Annotated in this window: 15 protein-coding genes and 1 pseudogene; 10 read left to right on the top strand and 6 right to left on the bottom strand. The window is 49.2% G+C overall.

Annotation, left to right across the window (positions count from 1 at the left end; all coding sequences use genetic code 11):
• Positions 1-3 precede the first annotated feature (3 nt).
• From KJB35_RS03120 to KJB35_RS03110, 3 genes are read left to right on the top strand one after another with little or no spacing between them, the layout of a single operon-like run.
• Complete coding sequence (locus tag KJB35_RS03120) at positions 4-1,209, top strand: MFS transporter (protein ID WP_285358657.1); 1,206 nt, start codon at positions 4-6, stop codon at positions 1,207-1,209.
• Positions 1,181-3,010 carry an IucA/IucC family siderophore biosynthesis protein gene (locus tag KJB35_RS03115; protein WP_285358654.1) on the top strand — a complete coding sequence of 610 codons (1,830 nt, stop codon included), beginning with the start codon at positions 1,181-1,183 and terminating at the stop codon, positions 3,008-3,010. The genes KJB35_RS03120 and KJB35_RS03115 overlap by 29 nt, the downstream gene beginning before the upstream one ends.
• Positions 3,003-4,205 carry a type III PLP-dependent enzyme gene (locus tag KJB35_RS03110; RefSeq protein ID WP_285358652.1) on the top strand — a complete coding sequence of 401 codons (1,203 nt, stop codon included), beginning with the start codon at positions 3,003-3,005 and terminating at the stop codon, positions 4,203-4,205. The genes KJB35_RS03115 and KJB35_RS03110 overlap by 8 nt, the downstream gene beginning before the upstream one ends.
• A gap of 73 nt (positions 4,206-4,278) precedes the next feature.
• Here KJB35_RS03110 and KJB35_RS03105 read toward each other — a convergent pair whose 3' ends face one another.
• The 3 genes from KJB35_RS03105 to KJB35_RS03095 are packed head-to-tail and all read right to left on the bottom strand — an operon-like array spanning position 4,279 to position 7,653.
• Positions 4,279-5,523, bottom strand: a complete 1,245-nt coding sequence (locus tag KJB35_RS03105) for an ABC transporter substrate-binding protein (protein WP_024700884.1) — start codon at positions 5,521-5,523, stop codon at positions 4,279-4,281.
• 2 nt (positions 5,524-5,525) lie between these two features.
• The gene (locus KJB35_RS03100) at positions 5,526-6,956 is read right to left on the bottom strand and encodes an ATP-binding protein (protein ID WP_262591105.1); all 1,431 of its coding nucleotides are present in this window, start codon (positions 6,954-6,956) and stop codon (positions 5,526-5,528) included.
• Positions 6,946-7,653 (bottom strand): response regulator, encoded by a 708-nt coding sequence (locus KJB35_RS03095; protein WP_005383484.1) that lies wholly within the window; start codon positions 7,651-7,653, stop codon positions 6,946-6,948. The genes KJB35_RS03100 and KJB35_RS03095 overlap by 11 nt, the downstream gene beginning before the upstream one ends.
• 265 nt (positions 7,654-7,918) lie before the next feature.
• On the opposite strand from KJB35_RS03095, the gene ptsG reads away from it, so the two are divergent.
• Positions 7,919-9,361: a glucose-specific PTS transporter subunit IIBC gene (gene ptsG, locus KJB35_RS03090; RefSeq protein WP_025500127.1), complete on the top strand. Its 1,443-nt coding sequence runs from the start codon at positions 7,919-7,921 to the stop codon at positions 9,359-9,361.
• Positions 9,362-9,456: 95 nt separating this feature from the next.
• On the opposite strand, the gene KJB35_RS03085 is transcribed toward ptsG, so the two are convergent.
• The gene (locus KJB35_RS03085) at positions 9,457-9,903 is read right to left on the bottom strand and encodes a DUF302 domain-containing protein (RefSeq protein WP_017634511.1); all 447 of its coding nucleotides are present in this window, start codon (positions 9,901-9,903) and stop codon (positions 9,457-9,459) included.
• Between the two features lie 227 nt (positions 9,904-10,130).
• Between KJB35_RS03085 and KJB35_RS03080 the strand changes: the two genes are divergently transcribed.
• From KJB35_RS03080 to KJB35_RS03055, 6 genes are all read left to right on the top strand, one after another.
• On the top strand, positions 10,131-12,122 hold the full coding sequence (locus KJB35_RS03080) for a U32 family peptidase (RefSeq protein ID WP_213907530.1): 1,992 nt from the start codon (positions 10,131-10,133) through the stop codon (positions 12,120-12,122).
• A 105-nt stretch (positions 12,123-12,227) separates the two neighbouring features.
• On the top strand, positions 12,228-12,473 hold the full coding sequence (locus KJB35_RS03075; RefSeq protein WP_005374689.1) for a DUF3297 family protein: 246 nt from the start codon (positions 12,228-12,230) through the stop codon (positions 12,471-12,473).
• Between the two features lie 486 nt (positions 12,474-12,959).
• The gene (locus tag KJB35_RS03070; RefSeq protein WP_182016050.1) at positions 12,960-13,670 is read left to right on the top strand and encodes an ABC transporter ATP-binding protein; all 711 of its coding nucleotides are present in this window, start codon (positions 12,960-12,962) and stop codon (positions 13,668-13,670) included.
• Complete coding sequence (locus KJB35_RS03065; protein WP_238843151.1) at positions 13,657-16,167, top strand: ABC transporter permease; 2,511 nt, start codon at positions 13,657-13,659, stop codon at positions 16,165-16,167. Before KJB35_RS03070 ends, KJB35_RS03065 begins: the two co-directional genes overlap by 14 nt.
• Positions 16,167-17,276, top strand: coding sequence for a lipocalin-like domain-containing protein (locus KJB35_RS03060; RefSeq protein ID WP_213869410.1), 1,110 nt, complete (start codon positions 16,167-16,169; stop codon positions 17,274-17,276). Before KJB35_RS03065 ends, KJB35_RS03060 begins: the two co-directional genes overlap by 1 nt.
• Before the next feature lie 79 nt (positions 17,277-17,355).
• A complete protein-coding gene (locus KJB35_RS03055) occupies positions 17,356-17,622 on the top strand; it encodes a DUF2999 family protein (RefSeq protein WP_038135740.1) in 267 nt (88 codons plus the stop codon).
• Between the two features lie 110 nt (positions 17,623-17,732).
• Here KJB35_RS03055 and KJB35_RS03050 read toward each other — a convergent pair.
• Both KJB35_RS03050 and KJB35_RS03045 read right to left on the bottom strand, forming a co-directional pair.
• A pseudogene (locus tag KJB35_RS03050) lies at positions 17,733-18,320 on the bottom strand (GNAT family N-acetyltransferase).
• Between the two features lie 91 nt (positions 18,321-18,411).
• A complete protein-coding gene (locus KJB35_RS03045; RefSeq protein ID WP_064376333.1) occupies positions 18,412-19,275 on the bottom strand; it encodes an AraC family transcriptional regulator in 864 nt (287 codons plus the stop codon).
• Positions 19,276-19,335 lie beyond the last annotated feature (60 nt).

Genomic DNA, 19,335 nt, shown 5'->3' with positions numbered 1-19,335 from the left:
ATTATGACCAAACTCATCTACAGTGTGTTGTTGTGCCACTTTATCGCTGCGTTTGCCGCGTTAGGTATGCCGCTATTTCTACCCGTCGTGTTGCCAACGTTAGGCGCAAGCATTGATGCAGACTGGGCAGGGGTATTGTTTATCCTACCTACGTTTTGTACTGCGTTGGCGGCGCGATTTTGGGGCAGCTTTGCCGATCGCTATGGTCGCCGCCGCTCACTCTTGCGTGCGCAACTTGGCCTTGCAGCAGGGTTTGCGCTATGCGGCTTGGCAGACAACCTCGCCATGTTTGTGTTTGGTCTTATTGTTCAAGGAACCTTTGGCGGCACCATGGCCGCCTCAAACAGCTACTTATCTAGTCAAATTAAAGAAGCCAAAACACTCGGCAAGTCACTTAATAAAACCCAACTATCTGCTCGCTTGGCGCTGATCGTTGCGCCCATTGGGCTCGGCTGGAGCTTGTCAGAGACCAACCCGCTCAACGCGTACCTGTGGTTATGCGTTTTGCCTTTAATTGCGATGGGCATCACGCTAACACTGCCAGCGGATAAACCCGCCGAACAAAACCTCGAAAAGCCAAACTCAGAATCTCAGCAAGAACAACCTGTTGCGCAGAAAAACGCAATGCATGCCATTCGTTGGATCTTCTTTGCTCAGTTCGGGTTTGCGTTTTCTATGGTGGTGACCTTTCCTTATTTCTCGTCGTTTGTGCAGCAATATGGCATCACTAACCACGCATGGATCGGTTTTTTGTACGCACTGCCGCATGGTGTCTATCTGTTGCTGGCAGGCAAAATCCACGTGTTGTCAGATGGGCTGAATCGCCATCAACCGCTGCGCACGTTGTGGCTTGGGTTTGCATTGCTTGCCGTGAGCTCTGCCTTGCATTTGATTGCATCCGAAACCGCACTCATTGCTGCGAGAATTATCTTCGGCATCGCGATGGTGTGTTGTTATCACGGATTGCATCAGCATCTTGCGAGCAATCTGGATCGCAAACTCAGTGGCAAAGTATTTTCTCGCTTTGATGCCATGTCCAAATGGGGTGGCGTGGCAGCGGGATTTTGCGCTTCTTTCATTTCTAGCTTGGGGCTACTTGAGGTTCCTTTCCTACTTTCTGCGATAGTCAGCGTAATCACCTTGATCGCGCTGGTTCTCCATTCAAAATTTGGAAATCAACATGTTACAAACTCAATCCTCTCAGACTAGCGAGTTGCGCGCGCATGAGGTGCAGCTCAACCGTGAGAAAGCCCAACTCAACACGATAATGGGTGTTCTTAATTGTTACTTACGTGAATTTGCGCTACCGAATCAACAAGTGGAATGGCACTACCAATCGACATCGCTACCCCAAACGTTAAAACGCAACTATCCCGCTAAACAGCGGATAGCCGTTCATCTTTCTCAACAAAATGGCGTGTTGGTTTTGCCGATTCACTACGCGAGCAAACTGGGCAAAATCAAATTGGCAGAACTGCCTTGGGCGAAAATGCCGGGATCTGGTTGGGCGAAATTGGATGCCACGCAAACTCTTACGCTTTTGCTTAACTATCTCAAGCAGGTATTGGCGATCCCGTTTAACCATGAGCTGATCGAACAACTGGAAAATAGCGTGTTGGTTACCGAGCAGTTTCTCAACGTCGCGCCCAAATCGCATCACAACGAATTTATCGCTTCGGAACAATCTCTGATTTGGGGGCATACTTTCCATCCGACCCCGAAAAGTCGTTCGGGCGTCAACATGGATGATCTCTTGGCGTTTTCTCCAGAAGTCGGCGCGCAAGTCCCGCTGTACTGGTTTGAAGTGGATACGTCCTTACTTGATGTGCTGAGTTCCGACGGAGAAGCCAACCCTGCTCAGCACATGCTACAACAGCTCGCGCCACAACACACCACCAGCAATGGGAAGACCCTCTACCCTTGCCATCCTTGGGAAAGCTACACCATTTTGAGCAACCCAAGCGTGAAGCGTGCCATTGAACAAGGCAAGATCACGCCACTGGGTTTAGGTGGTGAAAAGATGCAGCCAACCTCTTCAGTTCGTACCCTCTACCACCCAGACATGGACTGGTTTGCGAAATTCTCCATCAACGTACGATTAACCAATTGCGTGCGCAAAAACGCGTGGTACGAACTCGACAGCGCCGTGCAGCTCACGTCGATTCTTAAACCAATTAGAGAAAACGAACAGTTGCACAACCCCGTATTTAAAGTGATGACGGAGCCTTACGCCACCACGTTGAATCTAGAAAGTGTCGCTGAGCGCAATTGGGACGACAACACCAAAGCGCGCGAATCGTTTGGGATTTTGTATCGCGAAAATTTCTCGCTGAGCGAAGTCGACATCTTAAAACCAACCCTCGCAGGCGCTCTGTTTGCTTACGACAAAAACGGCAACAGTTGCATTGCTCAACGCCTTAAAAACAAAGCGCGTACAACGCAAAATCGCTATTCCGACATCGCGACACTGTGGTTTGAACGCTATTTGCATTGCCTAATTCCAGGTGTGTTTAACTACTACTTCAAACACGGGGTGGCGTTTGAGCCGCATTTGCAAAACACCTTGATTGGCTTTGAACAAGAGATGCCGTGTTGTGTTTGGATTCGTGATTTGGAAGGCACCAAGTTACTGCCGGAGTTCTGGCCAGCAGAAACTTTAACTGACTTGTCTGAACGCGCGCGACAATCGGTTTACTACAGTCGCGAACAAGGCTGGAATCGCATCGGATACTGCACCTTTATCAACAACATCAGCGAAGCGATTTTCTTCATCGCAGAAGGTGACGAGCCACTAGAGCAAACGCTATGGAATGCGGTGCAAAGTGCCATTGTGCGTTGGCAATCAGTGAATGGAAAACAGCCGGAACTAGAAGCGTTGCTGAATGGCGGTCACTTCCCGAGCAAAAATAATTTCACCACGCGTTTGATGCAAAAAGCCGATAAGGAGTCGGGCTATACCCAAGTCGCCACGCCTTGGCAGCAACACGAAAAAGGAGCGCAACATGTCTAATTCCCTCTCTCTACCGACACTCGTTTGCCAACAAGTTCACACACTCGCACAGCAGCAAAGTCAACCCTTGTGCGCATACGTGTATGACCTAAGCGCCTTAGAAGAACACATCAAACAACTGCGTCACGTTTTGCCGAGAAATGTCGAGCTATTTTACGCAGCCAAAGCCAATCCATCGGGCCCGATTCTTAAAACGCTCGCGCCGTATGTCGATGGTTTTGAAGCGGCATCTGGCGGGGAGTTGACACACCTCCACCAGCAACAACTCGATAAGCCATTGATCTTCGGTGGCCCCGGAAAAATGCTAAGTGAATTGCAACAAGCGATTGAGCTTGATGTTGATGCAATTCATGTCGAAAGCCTCACCGAGCTACAACGCATTGGAGCACTAACCGAGCGCCTCAACCGCCCTGCTTCGATCTTTTTGCGTATGAACATTGATATCGGCGACATCACGCTCAGCAAGTTGGCGATGGGCGGCAAGCCGACCCCTTTTGGTTTTGACGAGTCCGAACTGAGCAATGCTTTGATGTTGCTGCGCGATTTCCCGCAAGTGTCACTCAAAGGATTCCATTTTCACTTGATGTCGCATCAGCTCGATGTTGAACGTCACTTAGCGTTAATGCAGCGCTATTTCCAAGTCGTGAAAGCGTGGCAACAAGAGTTTGAACTCGGTGAGCTGATGATCAACTTGGGCGGCGGCATGGGGATTAACTACCAAAACCCTAAGCAACACTTTCCGTGGATGGAGTTTTGCGACAAGTTGGAATTCCTCATAGCCAAAGAGCAAGTGCAAGACTGGACACTGCGTTTTGAATGCGGACGTTTCATCACGGCGGCATGCGGTTATTACGTGATGGAAGTGCTCGATATTAAGCAAAATCTTGGCGAAAACTTTGTCATCGCGCGCGGGGGAACTCACCACTTCCGCACGCCAGCGGCGCAGAGTCATGACCATCCATTCGTCATCCTGAAAAGCGAGCAACACCATGAGATTTCTCATCCAATTCAGCATGCACAAGCGACCTTTGTCGGCCAGCTTTGTACGCCCAAAGATGTGCTGGCACGCAATCAACACGTCGCCCACGTCGATATTGGTGATTACGTTGTGTTTACCTTAGCGGGCGCCTATGCGTGGAACATCTCCCATCAAAACTTCTTGATGCATGAACCGCCGATCTTCCACTATTTTTAAACGGCATACTTCGCTTCATTCAAGCCCCAATCATTGGGGCTTTTTTATTCCACTCGGCACAAATTCATTGCCATTAACCGCTTTGCGAAATAGCAATAATGCGTTTTATCAGCTCGTCGGGTTCCATCTTGGGATTGCGGTAAAAACGGAAGATTTCCGAGTTTATCGCTTGCTGGGCAACCGGATTGACCGCCATCGAATCAATCATACTCGGCACAGCGAGGTTGTGTTTAACGCCGTAGTGAAAGTCTTGATATGACTGGACCTGACACGGATTAAAATCGCTGATGTCGATATCGGTACGTACCGGAATCGAGCCTTTTACCTTATTGAACTTAGCTTGAAACTCGACGTCTGCCAGCGCGCTTGCGGTTTGCTGAGCCGCCTCGGCAGAAAACGACTTGCTCGACATAAACACCAAGCTGTCCATGTTGTAGAGGAATACACCATCGCTGTCAGGCGTTGGGTAACAGCCGACCTCTTGCGGAACTGAGACTTGATTGGCGAGCAGTTCACCCAAAATCCAATCGCCGCCGATTTGAAACAGCGCCTGACCGTCGGCTAGCGCTTGGGTCGCCGTATCCCACTTACTGTCGGGTAATTGGTTGTCGATCAACAAACTCAGGCGGCGAAATTGCGTCAACGCTTGGCGCAGGGTATCACTGTCGATGCTGTCTCGCTCAAGTTTAACCATTGCATTGGTGTAGAACTCAACGCCGCCAGTGGAGATCACTAAGTTCTCGAAAAGTTGGGCGACTTGCCACGGCTGCTCACCGACCGCGATTGGCACGATGCCATTTTGCTTCGCAAGCTCCATGGCGGCGAACATCTCTTGCCAATTTTTCGGCGCGGAAAGATTCAGTTGTTTAAGCAGCTTGTGGTTGACCCACAACCAGTTCAAGCGGTGCAGCGTAAGTGGCAGGGCGATATAGCCGTTTTGTGTTTTATTGATTTCGATAGACAGCGGGTAGAGCACCTCGTCCCAGCGCTGCTCATCCGCTACCGCGTTGACGTTGTGCAAAATACCGATGGCATCCCACGCCTTAATACTTGGCCCTTCGATTTGCGCGAAGCTCGGTGGATTGCCCGCCAGCGCGCGAGCTTGCAGTACCGTCATTGCGCTGTCGCCACCACCGCCTAGCACCGGGCTTTGCAGCAGCTCAATATCGTGCCGTTTTAGCTGAGCTTTGAGTGTTTGCAGCGCTTGCTGTTCGCCGTCAGAAGTCCACCAATGTAAAAACTCTACCCCTTGTGGCGACTCCGCGTGAGCAACGCAAGGGGCGAGCAACAGTGGGAACAAGAATGCCAGTTTGTTCATAGTCAGTCTCTCGGGAAAGTCAGCGTGGCGCAGAGGCCGCCAAACTGAGAATGGCTCAGCAACAAGTTGCCGCCATGAGCCTTTGCAATACTCTGTGAAATGGTTAACCCCAGCCCACTGCCTTCTTTATCGTTGCTAGCGCGGAAGTACGGCTGGCAGAGCTTTTCAAGTAATAAATCGTCAACACCGTCACCGTGATCTTCAATGTCAATCTGGATCGACTCTGGGCTTTCACTCAGCGTAATGTCCGCTTGATGGCCGTATTTGAGCGCGTTATCGACCAGATTCTGAATGCAGCGCTTAATCGCTAACGGTTTGCCGGCAAAGTGGGTGCGGATTTCACCGTGGATGCGAATCGTGTCCGGCGCATCGGCGATATTGGCGGAAATGTGCTGAATCAGTTGGGTGAAATTGATCGGCTCGATTTCCTCGTGGATATCGGTCTCTTTAATGCATTGCAATGCGCCTTTGACCATCAAATCTAGGTCGTTACTCAGGCGGATAAAGCGTTCTCGGTCGGCGTCGTCATCCAGCATTTCCGCCCGTAGTTTTAGGCAAGCAATCGGCGTTTTCAGATCGTGGGAGATGGCGCTGAACAGCATCTCGCGGTCTTTAATGTGGCTGTCGATGCGTCGATTCATTTTGTTAAACGCACGTACCGCCGCTTTCAGTTCGTTACTGCCGCGCTCAGAGACTTCGGGCACGTCTAATCGACTCGACATAAGGGTCGCGGCTTTTGCCAGCTCTCGAATGGGTTGAATTTCTTTGCGAACGATAAACCAGGTACACAGCAACAGCATTAGCGCGGACAGCAATAGCGTCAGCCATTGGCGCAGCTCAAAATAGTTAGTCTCTAGGTTGATGTAAGGCGCGGGTAGCACCGCCGCGAGATAAAACCATTCGTTCTGCGCGACTTCGACCTGCATCACCAGAATGGGTGGATTGAGGTCACCAAACGAAAGCGAATAATGCGCCCACAATAGTGGCAATTCATCGATAGGTAGCTCGTTGTTGAACACTTTGAGTTTGTCACGCTGGGTGAACTCCACCTCGATATTAGGAATGCCGCTCAGCTCGCTTTCTAATACCTCGCGAACTTGGTTGATGACCAACGTTTTGCGCTCGCTCTCTGGCAGTGGGTCGACATCAATTTGGTGATTGTTGAGTGAGACGAAAAAGCGCGTGCCTCCCATGTTGCGCAGTTGATTGAGGACCAAGTGGCGATATTCCGAAGGGAGGGTTTGAAAGAAGGCGATGGTAGAAGAAGCGCTCAGTGCTAAGCTTTTGACTGTGGTGGTCAGGCCCTCTTTATCGCGTTCGCTGGCGTGTTGATACCAGATAATCCCGGATAATACCTGCGCCAGAATGATCACCAGCAACAGGAACGCACTGGTGCGAACGACCAGTGATCCCGTCCAGCGTTTAATTCTCATAATGCACGTCCGTGGTCAGCATGTAGCCTTTGTTGCGCACCGTTAGGATCAGCGAACGGTCTTTATCTTCAAGGTGATGACGCAAGCGGCTGATCTGCACGTCAATGCCGCGTTCAAACGGGTCGGCATCGCGTCCCCAGATCTCGCGCGCAATGTCATCGCGAGATAATATTGATTGCGCGTGGTTGACGAACAAACCGAGCAGCGACAAATCCGCGCCACTCAGTTGCTTAACCTCGCGGCTAGCAACGTGGGTCAGTTGCCGGGTTACGGTATCTAATAACCAATCGTCAAAACGCACTTTACGCGTCAGTTTGCTATTGGCGGTCGATTGGCTGCGTCTCAGAATCGTTTTGATGCGCGCGAGCAGTTCACGCGGACTGAATGATTTGGTGATGTAGTCGTCAGCGCCCATTTCTAGCCCTGCGACTCGGTCGGCTTCTTCAGTGACGGCGGTCAGCATGATGATCGGGATATCGGAGTTTTTGCGCAGTTTCTGGCACAGGGTAAAGCCGTCTTCACCGGGCATCATAATATCGAGGATGATCAAATCAGGATGGTGATCGTTGAGCAGTTGCCACATCACGCCGCCGTTTTCCGCGCAAAGCACTTCAAACCCTGCGCGGCCAAGGTAATCCGACAACGCTTCGCGAAGGTCGAGGTTGTCATCGACGACCAGTATCTGCTTGTTTTCCATCCTACTTTCCCTGTGTCCGTCCCTGTGACTGCCCCTGAGCTTGGCGCTGGCCAATATGATGCATTCTTAAACGCACATTCACAATCGAGCCGATTACAATTTTCACTTCTCGGTGTAAGAGATTTGTAAGCGGCCACTTACAAACTGATTGCCTTTTGTAACCTTAGGCGCCGCCTTGCTCGCTATGATCATCCTGACCTAACGTGAAACAACATGACCTGAAGGCATCAGGTCCTACAACACTGGCATTCGTCAGGAGGAAACCATGTTTGCAAGTATATTTGGACAACTACAAAAAATAGGGCGGTCGTTGATGCTGCCTGTAGCGGTGTTACCGGTGGCCGGCTTGATGCTGGGTATTGGTAACGCGGGCTTTGCGTTTATTCCAGACGCGGTCAACAAAGTGATGCTCGCTGCCGGTGAAGGCGTGTTCGGCAACATGCAGTTGATGTTTGCGGTCGGTGTAGCGCTCGGGTTATCAAAAGGCAATGACGGTGCGGCTGCGCTCGCTGGCTTAGTTGGCCTAATTATTATGAACGCATCGCTCGGTATCGTGACTGGCCTGCGCGGCTTAGAAACTGACGCCACCATCATGGGCGTTGAGACGCTGCAAACCGGGGTGTTTGGCGGCATCTTTATCGGTGCGGTCGCGGCAATCATGTACAACCGCTTCTACAACATCAAACTGCCGGAATATTTGGGCTTCTTCGCGGGTAAGCGATTTGTGCCCATTGTCACCGGTCTATCGGCGATCGTCGTTGGTGCGATTCTCGCGTTTGCATGGCCACCTGTCGGACAACTTCTTGATGCATTCTCTCATTGGGCAGCGTACCAAAACCCGGTACTCGCGTGGGCGGTTTACGGCGCGGGCGAACGTTCATTACTCCCTGTTGGTTTGCACCACATCTGGAATGCGCCGTTCTTCTTCGAAGTTGGCAGCTATGTAGACCCAGAAACCGGCAAAGAGTTTACTGGTGAGCTCACTCGCTTCTTCGCAGGCGATAAAACCGCAGGTTATCTGTCTGGTGGCTTTATGTACTCCATGTGGGCGCTACCAGCAGCGGCACTGGCGATTTACCACTGCGCGTCTCCAGAGCGTAAGAAAATTGTCGGCGGTTTGATGATGTCTGCGGCGTTGACCTCTTGGTTAACTGGTATCACAGAGCCAATCGAATTTACCTTCCTATTCGTCGCACCAGTGCTGTACGTAATCCATATTTTCCTCACCGGTATTGCGTTTGCGATCACTGCATTTTTGGAAATCAAACACAGTACGGACTTTGCGCACGGTGCGATCCAGTTCTTCCTTTACTACCCAATGTCGACCAACGCGTGGATGTTCATCATCATCGGTCCAATCTGGGCGACGTTGTACTACGGCTTGTTCCGCTTCCTAATTGTGAAGTTGGATCTAAAAACGCCGGGCCGTGAAACCGACATTGCAGAAGTGAAGATTGCCGGACAACCTGATGAAATTGCGGTGGATGTAGTGGCTGCATTGGGCGGTAAAGCCAATATCAAGTCAGTCGATGCGTGTATCACCCGTCTGCGTGTCTCGGTGAAAGACATTGCCAACGTTGATGTTGCTAAGCTAAAAGCGCTCGGCGCGCGAGATGTGTTAGTGATTGGCGACAGTTTACAAGCGATTTTCGGTACGCAGTCTGACTCAATTAAGTCAGAGGTGCACAGCGTACTCGCCACCTCCTGATCTTACCTCCCCCAATCTAGGTAAGATTTGCCAACCTCCTTGTGAGGTTGGCTTTTTCGTTTTCGGAGTAAAAAAAGCGAAGCCAATAACCAGCCCTACTTCGCCGCCGCGTGGGTTAAATTGCCCAGCACGCCGCTGATTTTGTTCAATACCTCGTCGCAGCCTTCAATATGATGGCGCTGTTTTAAATACATCGGATCGTTGTAAGCTAACCACGTTTTGCCTTCAGCATCTTCATACACCAACACTTTTTGGGGTAAATCGAGCGCCACTTCCTGCGCACAGATCATCAGTGGCGTGCCCACTTTAGGGTTTCCAAACACGATAACTTCAGTTGGTCGCAACGTCATATCGACTTTCGTGGCATTCTCTTGATGGTTAATGCGTGCAAAGACGTTCAACCCTTTTTCTTGCGCGATAGCGACAAATTTATCCGCCGTATCTTTTGCTGAATGTGTGCTCGCAACGGTTACCACGCCCTCACCAGCCAACGCACTCAATGACGTCAACGCCACGACCAACCCGATGATTACTTTTTTCATTTGTCGTCCCTTCCTCTCTCTGAGTCGAAAACTAGATATAGAAAAACCAAGTGTAGGAAAACTATAGAAGTCAGATTCCGCTATCGCGAATTGTACTCTACCCACTCAAGAGTCGACCGTGTAACACGGATAAATTGATTCAGATTAATAAAGCATTAACTAGCCGAGCATCAAAAGCGTGAAATACGTAACATTTGCAGCCTATTTTAGTAAGAAAGAGAAAAGTAGTGACACGCGATCAATTTGAGTTATTAGCACCCGGTGGTGATTTAGATTCCATCAAAGCCGCCATTGCCGCTGGCGCCGATGCAATTTACTGTGGGCTCGACCGCTTCAATGCTCGTAACCGAGCGACCAACCTCACCTTAGATAACTTAAATGGCGTGTTAACGTTGGCCCATCAACACAGCTGTAAGATTTTCCTAACGTTGAATGTGCTGATTTTAGAAAGTGAAATTCCAGCGATTGTTCGCTTGCTCAGCCAACTGAACACCACCAAAATCGATGGCGTGATCGTGCAAGATCTCGGTCTGGCCTACATTCTCAAACATCACTTTCCCGATTTGGATGTGCACGCTTCAACGCAACTAAACACGCATAACGAAGGCCAGATCCTCTTTCTCAACCAGCTCACCGCAAGCCGAGTAAACTTATCTCGCGAACTTAACATCGATGAAATAAAACATCTGGCGCAATTTGGTCGCGAGCACAACGTAATGATGGAAGTGTTTGTCCACGGCTCATACTGCATCGGATTCTCCGGAATTTGCTACATAAGTTCCGCTCGCAATGGTGCATCAGGTAACCGTGGACGCTGCAGCCAACCTTGTCGCGAACAGTACGAAACGACCAAAACGGGCAACAACTACCCACTCAATATGAAAGACAATTCCGCCTTTGGGGACTTGGAAGCGCTTGCCGATGCTGGCGTGTATTCATTAAAAGTGGAAGGACGAATCAAGAAATCGCACTACGTCTATACCGTGGTCGACAATTGGCGCCAGAAAATCGATCGCTTGTGCGAGGGTTTGGAACTCTCTGAAGACACAACCGAGTTGTACACGGTGTTCAACCGTGATTTCTCCAACGCATTTTTGCAAGGTGATTTCGGCAAGGCGATGTACATCGACAACCCGCGCGACCACGCTGTAAAGCATTTTTCGAAGGTTTATCAATGCCAGTCTGCTGATGATGTGCAAGCGGTGAAAAAGAAACTCTACGACGACAAAACCGCGATCATTGAGAAAGTGGCAGAGCAAACCAAGTCGTTCGATGTCACTTCGACACAAGTATCCGGCAGCAGCTTGAAAGGGTCGATTGATGTACCAACTCTGCCAGCGTTACCTCAACCAGAACCTCGCCAAGGTGCGCCAAAATTATCGGTTCTGCTCTCGTCAGCACAAGAAGCCATGCTGTGCGAATACCGCGACATTGATGTTTACTATCAATTACCAATGGGATTGTCTGGTGAACTGAGCGCGATGATTGAGTTGTTCCAAGCCAACCCAATGCTCAAACCTTGGTTCCCTGCCATTTTGATTGGCGAAGACTACCAAGCCGCGCGCGTATTTTTGGAAACCATCCAACCTGAGTTGTCGATCACCAACAACTCAGGCGTCAGCATGATCGCAAAAGAGCTCGGCTTAGGCTGGGTGGCAGGCCCACAAATGAACACGGTGAACTCATACGCGTTTAAATGCCTTCAAGACGAGTTCGCGGCAAGTGGCGCGTTTGTTTCTAACGAGCTGAATATGAAGCAGATGCGCCATATCAAGCGTCCGAAAAACATGCGCAGCTTCTACAGCATTTTTCATCCAAATACCCTACTCACGAGCCGCCAATGTTTGTTCCAACAAACCGAAGGATGCCGTAAGGTGAAGGTCAACAAAGGTTGTTTGAAACGCTGTGATAAACGCACGTCTATCATCAACTTAAAAGACAATCCTTACGTGGTGCAAAAACAGAAAGGCAGCCACAATTCAATCTACAGCGAGCACAACGTCTTAAACCTGCAAGTGCTGCACGATCTGCCGCAATTGTTTACCGATGTGTTGATCGATCTGCGTGATATCCAGACCGAAACGAAAGTCTCAGCAAGCAAACCTGAGTTGATTGACGCGCTCTTAGCTCTACTTGAAGATCACAGTGAACAAGCCGTCCAAACGCTGAATGCCATGATTCAACCAACAACCAACGCGCAGTATTTGAAGGGGTTGTAGGCGGTACTTGAAAGTTAAACAACGCATCCACTCTCAACATATCTTGAACACACACAGTGCACTGACTACAATAGCGCACTTTTTACGGAATTTAGGTCACACAAAATGACAGACACAGCTAAACCAGCTCTACCAGATCGCCTAGCGGGTAACCCACGTAGCCCATTCTTCATCAAAGAATGCTTCGAGCACCAAATCGGTATTCGTATCAACGGTCAAGAGCGTACTGACGTAGAAGAATACTGCATCAGCGAAGGTTGGGTAAAAATTGCTTCTCCTAAAGCAAAAGACCGTTTCGGTAACCCAATGCTAATCAAGCTTAAAGGCGAAGTTGAAGCGTACTACGTGTAAGCTGACCACGCTGAATGTATTTGAAAGCTCGAGTTTGACTCGGGCTTTTTTAATGCCTGTCATATCCCTTCCTCATTTAATCTCTTCCCTCTTCTTTTCAGTACAAAGTAGGGTCTGTTTATCTTTCGAGATTAAGTTTTGTTCGAGATAAAATCGTTTTAGGCGAGGCAAGGAGTTGTAGCCTAGCATCCTAAGTAAATACTCCTTAACAAAGCATAGAACGATTTTAGCCGAACCCTTTGGGCAGCGTTTGTTGGTCATTTCTCCTGCGTTATCAGCTTTTTCATGTAGGCTAACTACACATCAAAGCTTCTGCCTTGCACAAATACCCAACAATTCGCTGCAAAAATCAGCTCGAAAGGTCAACAGACCTTAAACTCGATGTAAATCGCTGTTTTTATCTAATTGTTGTCTAAAGTTTCTAGAGAACTAACTGCAATAGTGATTGCCAAAAGAAACGACACCTTTTGAATACAGGGAGAGGAAATGGAAAGCCCACTTGTCACACTCAAACACGCCAGCAAAAGCTTTGTTGATGGCAAAGAAACACATCGCGTGTTAGAAGGCGTCGACTTTACGTTGAACACAGGAGCGAGTGTTGCGCTAACGGGCGCAAGTGGTAGCGGCAAAAGTACTTTACTCAATGTCATCGCTGGCTTTGAGCCACTTTCCGAAGGTGAGTTGTGGTTAGATGGCGATAACACAGCGGCTTGGAAAGACCCACAATGGAGCCAATTTCGACACCAAAAACTCGGTGTTATCTTTCAGCAATTCAATCTATTAACGCCGCTCAACGTGCAGCAAAACATCGCCTTCCCTCTGCATTTGAATCAGCAGAAATGGAACGACTGGTGCGATTATTTGGTCGAGACTCTGGGCATCAGCCAACTGCTCGATAGACATGTTTTTACCCTTTCCGGTGGTCAACAACAACGAGTCGCTATTGCGCGCGCCTTAGCACACAAACCTAAACTGCTACTTGCTGATGAACCCACAGGTAACCTTGACCAAAAAGCAGGGTTAGAAGTGATGAAACTGCTGAGTGAAATCACCACCCAAGGCAATACCGCCGTGCTCTTGGTGACCCACAGCCATGAATGCGCTGAATTTATGAAAGCACGGCTGCGATTGGATAACAGTCAGCTACAGAACAGCCATCAAGTAAACAAACATGAGCTTCACCATGAAGCAAACTAAGCCATCAAACAACAGATTCACTCATACTCGACTCGCCCTGAATCTGTTTGCAGCGCACTATCGGCAGGCGCCACTGCAAGCCGCCGCAATTCTGATCGGTATCGTGTTGGCTGTGACCTTGTTTGTTGCGGTGCAAGCCATCAACCTCAATGCCAAGCGCAGTTATGCGGAGTCTACCGAGCAGCTTAGCGCACAAGCTCAGAACGTAATTATTCCACCAGCAGGGCAAAACTACCTGCCCGAATCGCTCTACTTCACCCTTAGACAAAACGGACTCAGTACAGCGCTACCTGTAATCGAAGGGCGAGTGAGAGACGAACAAGGTCGACGCTGGTCAGTACAAGGTAGCGAGTTGATTGCCGCTATCTCTTCACGTTCTCGCTATTCATCAGATAGTGAACAGAACGTGTCTTTGTTCGATAGTGCTTTACCTTTGCCTGAGCTTTTAGCCGGCAAGCCAATCGTGATGATGAGCCAATCTCAACATCAAAACTTAGGAGAGGTAGAAACCCTAACTCTGGACGACATTCCAACCCAAGTGGTGGTGCTACCTGACGAATGGCAGTTAGGTAGCCGAATGTTGATGGACATTGGCTTTGCCCAGCAACTGCTCAATAAACAAGGACAGCTCAGTTACATTGCGGTTTTCCATTCGGGTGATAAAGGGAATAAAGACACGCAAGCAAATTGGCAGAACCTTATTGGTGAGCAAGGACAATGGATTGCCAATAATCAAAGTACCGACCTTGGTTCGCTGACCGACAGCTTTCACCTCAACCTCACGGCAATGAGCTTACTCGCGTTTTTAGTCGGGCTGTTCATCGCTTACAACGGCGTAAAGTACAGCTTGCTTAAACGCAATCGGCTGTTAGTGCAAATTCAACAAGCGGGTGTTGCGCCGAGCATTGTGTTCTCTGCGCTGTTAGTTGAACTCACAATTCTCGTTACCATCGGCGCTTCCCTCGGTTTTGTATTGGGCATGCAGCTTAGCCACTGGTTACATCCGACCGTGGCACTGACTCTAGAACAACTTTATGGCGCGACACTGCTGCCCGGCACTTGGCAGTGGCAATGGTGGGCGCAAGCCCTGCTACTCACGTTAACCGCAACCCTATTGGCATGTTGGCAGCACTTTAAACAGCGAGTGCGCCAGCCGCTTTCCTCTCATGGCGGATTTTATCAAGCGCCGGAAGCCTCTAACGAAAACCAATTGTTCGTGATAGGTGCTGCGTTGACGGCTCTCGCACTCGCAGGGTTATGGCTGAGTGAGCATCATCGCTTTACCATGGCGTGGCTCGGCGTGCTTGTGGTGTCGATTCCTTTGTATCTACCTAAAACACTCAGCGTCTTAGCCAATTGGTGTGAAAAACGCACCACTTCCGGTTTGATGCAGTATCTGTTTGCTGAGCTGCGCGAGCTGATTTCTCCGCTTTCTCTCGCCATGATGGCGCTGCTACTCGCCGTTACTGCCAATATGGGGATGAACACGCTAGTGGGTAGCTTCGAGTCCACCCTAAAACAGTGGTTAGAACAAAGGCTGCACGCCGATATTTACGTCAGTCCTGCGCAAGGAGAAATCGCTGATATAGAGCACGCGTTAGAGCAGTTTGACAATGTTGAGACCGTCTACAAGCAATACTATGTCGACGATAACCTGCAAGGCTTACCGATTTTGCTTGGTACCAAAGACAAAGACACCTTAGAGCAAACCATGGTGTTCAAATCGCATTTGGAGAACTTCTGGCAGCGTTTTTACCAAGGTGAGTCAGTCGCGATCAGTGAACCAACCGCGGTCAAACTGGGTTTATCACTGGGTAGCGAGCTCACGCTTGATGCCGTTCCAAATAAGAACCTGCTTGTGGGTGCGATATTCCATGATTACGGCTCACCCAATGGTGAAGTGTTATTGGCTCCCAAATTATGGCAAGAGAGCGGCTTTACCGACCTGCCAACAAGCCTTGGCATTAAAGTCTCAGGTGACCCACAAATCGTATACGAGCAACTGCGCGAGCAATTGAATCTGCACCCAAGTCAGCTCTACGATCAGGCGCAAATCAAATCCATCGCGTTGGATATTTTCTCGCAGGCCTTCGCCATTACGCGCGCACTCAACGGCGTAACTTTGATGGTCGCGGTAATTGGTCTGTTCAGTGCTTGTTTTATGTTGCTCGACGCGCGCAAAGCCGCCATTGCAAGGCTGTATGCACTTGGCGTTAGTCGTCGTAAATTAATGACCATGGTGGTCGGACAGATCGTCGCTTTGGTCAGTTTTACTCTGGTTATCGCCCTGCCCCTCGGAGCCATGGTGGGTTACGTGCTGACAGACATCGTCACCTTACGCGCTTTTGGTTGGAGCTTAAATTATCTGTGGAATTGGAGTGACGCCCTCAGCATTGCGGCGATCACCATCTTAGTGGCAGTGATCGCAACCTTGATTCCGCTGTGGCGATTGGTCAGTAAGCCTGTCGTATCCAGTTTGCAAAGCGAGGTGTTGTGATGGTTCGATTGGCAAGCAAACTTACTCTACTCATAAGCAGCTTATTCCTGTTCGGTTGTGAAGATCCCCAACAACAAAATATGGGCACGTTGCTGGGCAGTGGATATACGCAAAGCGAGAGCAACCTATTCACCCCCGTAGAAAAAGGGAATGAACTCACCTTCCCGGCAGACCATCAAGCGCACCCGAATTTTCGTCATGAATGGTGGTACTTAACCGCTAACTTAATTGATGAAGATGGCAACCCACTTGGCGTCCAGTGGACACAATTTCGCTTTGCTGCTGCGCCGCCAACTGGCGAAGATGACGTAAAGAAAACCGAATGGCAAGCTCAACAAATCTACATGGCGCACAGCGCAGTCACGACCGCGGACAAACACTACGCCGATGAAAAATGGTCGCGCGATCAAACATCCCTCGCTGGCGTCGACACTTCACCATTTCGAGTTTATCTCGATGATTGGCAGTGGACCTCTTCAACCACCGACCTCTTCCCTGCCACATTGAAGGCGAACTCCGAACAGTTTGGCTATTCGCTGACGCTTACCAGCAGCGCACCTTATCAAAAGCAAGGCGAGCAAGGTTACAGCACCAAAAGCGCCGATGGTCAGGTGGCTTCGTATTACTACAGCCAACCGTTTATTGATGTGTCCGGTGAGGTCACGATCGACGGCGAAACCCATCAAGTGTCGGGCAAAGGTTGGATAGACCGAGAGTGGAGCTCGCAATTCTTACTCGACTCACAACAAGGCTGGGACTGGTTTGCCCTAAGGTTGAGTGACGACACCAACTTGGTGGTGTTCCAATTGCGTGATTCTAAAACCGGATCATCCAGTTACTCCAGTGCAAGGCTGATGCAGCAAGATGGTTCTGGCATCGCTATCCCACAGAAAGACATTCAGTTAGAGGCAACCAATCAAACAGAAATCCAAGGGCGAAAGTATCCAACCCAGTGGCAGGTGTCGATTCCTAAGCAGCAAATCGAGCTTACCGTTTCTGCACTCAACCCGAACGCGAAAATGCCGCTTTCTGTGCTTTATTGGGAAGGCCCAGTACGTATTGAGGGCTCTCATTCTGGGACAGGTTATATGGAGCTAACAGGGTATTGAAATATTGCGCGGGAGCCCCAATTATTCTGCTAGAACAAATACTGGCAACCAAGTCATACACTGATTGAAAGGAAATATGATGAACCCAATTATCGCCTTGCTGAAAGAGAACAACATCAGCGATGAACAGATCAACGAAATCTTCCAGACTCTGACGCAAAACCCGCTCGCAGCAATGGCAACCATCAGCCAACTAGGTCTGCCACAAGAGAAGCTACAAATGCTGATGGCGCAAGTGATGCAAAACCCTGCGCTAATCAAAGAAGCCGTAGACGAGTTGGGATTGGATTTCTCAAAGGTTGAAGAAGCAAAAGAGAAGCTTCAAAGCCAAAACCAAGGCAACTAAGTCTTAATCATTTAGCGCTGAATATAGAAAAGGCCGTTAACCCGAGCATGTGGGTTAACGGCCTTTTTTGTTCCTACTTTGTTGTTGACTACTTTTCTGTCAGCTAATTATTAGCGATTTAAAGACGCGAATTGTTCTGCTGTCATGCCGTAGTAAAGCTTGTCGTCGAAGCCATGCTCTCGTTTGTAGTAGTCTTTCTGACGGCCTTCTTGAGTAAAACCATTTTTCTCTAACGTCTTGTAAGAACCAGCATTAGAAGCGTAGCAATCGGCACTGACTTAATGGGCGTTTAGCTCAGTAAAGCCAATGTCGGTCATCATTTGGCAAGCGCGAGTCGCAACGCCTTTACCCCATGCACAAGTTGGTAATTGATAACCTACTTCGTAGTTGCCAGTTAAGAACATCACTGCGGTCACTGCACACATTCCCATGTACTGGCCTTGTTGGTCACGAATCACGAACGTTGGGCTATCTGGCCAAACACTGTCTTTAATCGCTTGTGCCGTATTTTCAATAATAGGGCCAAAGAAACCCTCATATAGGCTGTTGTCAGCAGGTGCGAAGAACAGATACTGATTGACCTTATCATCGTTCAACATCTCGATAATATCTTGTAGATCAGAGCCTTGAATCAGTTGGATAGTCAACGATTCGTTAAATGGGATGGCTTCGCCTTGTTTTAGTTTTTGATATGACATGTGTTACCTCGTTATCTGCTGAAAATAGTAGCTCAGCGGATAAGAGAAAAATTGGATTTTTGCGACAACTTTCGGGCTGATTAGCAATGAATTACGACTCAAAGTCGCCATAGATATCGATGGTTAAGTCGCGCTTTTTCAAGTATTTGCTCGGCGTTTTTCTTAGCTGCTGTTTGAGGGTACGAATTAAATGCGATTGGTCACTGAAACCAAATTGCTGGGAGAAGCTCGCCCAATCAATCGCCTCTTGTTGCTTGTAGAGGGTCAAAATCATCTGCTCCAGACGTGCCATTTGTTGATACTGCTTAACGCTCAACCCCACCACTTGTTTGAAACTGCGCTCAAGCGTTCTTCGAGAGCAGGCGCACTGTTTGGCTATCTCATCAATATCCATCGCTAACTCAGGTGAGCGTAGCGCTTGAGCATCCATCACGGACACCGCTTTTTGTGACGCCAAAAACGGTTTGGTGCAACAAGGTTCGATATCTAACGAATCTAGATGTTGTTTGATGTAGTTCAGCAAACATTGCGGTGAATCTTGCAACTCTAGCAGCCATAACCCCTGTTGAAAGCGCTCATCAAACGCCGCGTTGAGCCAATCAAACCATTCGCATTGGTTAATTGCTGCAACTTGGGATGCATCACTAAACCGTGATTCAATGGCATACAAACCCTCTGGACGAAAGGTGATACCAATACGCTTGATGGGAGCCGTATCTTCCAACAGCAGCAAATGTTCGTTAGCCGTTAATAAGTGGCAGCCTTTGCCAGCAAGCTTTGTGTCTCCCGTATCGTAACTGTAGTCTTGCTCTGATGGCGTAAAGAGTAAGTGAGCACGCGGGTTTGGAATAAGGTGCGGCTTGGGGTCAATGACTTCACCCTCAGGCACTTCCAAGTACCAAATTTGATGAATAAGCCATTCGTACTCTGGCAGAGACTGTTTCCAAGCGATCATGATTGTCCTAGCGGTTAGTAAAGATAATAAGCGCAACGTTTTTGCTTAAACACCAGCTCG

Source organism: Vibrio sp. D431a (assembly GCF_030248655.1).
In the GTDB taxonomy this organism is placed as follows: domain Bacteria; phylum Pseudomonadota; class Gammaproteobacteria; order Enterobacterales; family Vibrionaceae; genus Vibrio; species Vibrio alginolyticus.
This window is presented reverse-complemented; position numbering and strand designations above follow the sequence as displayed.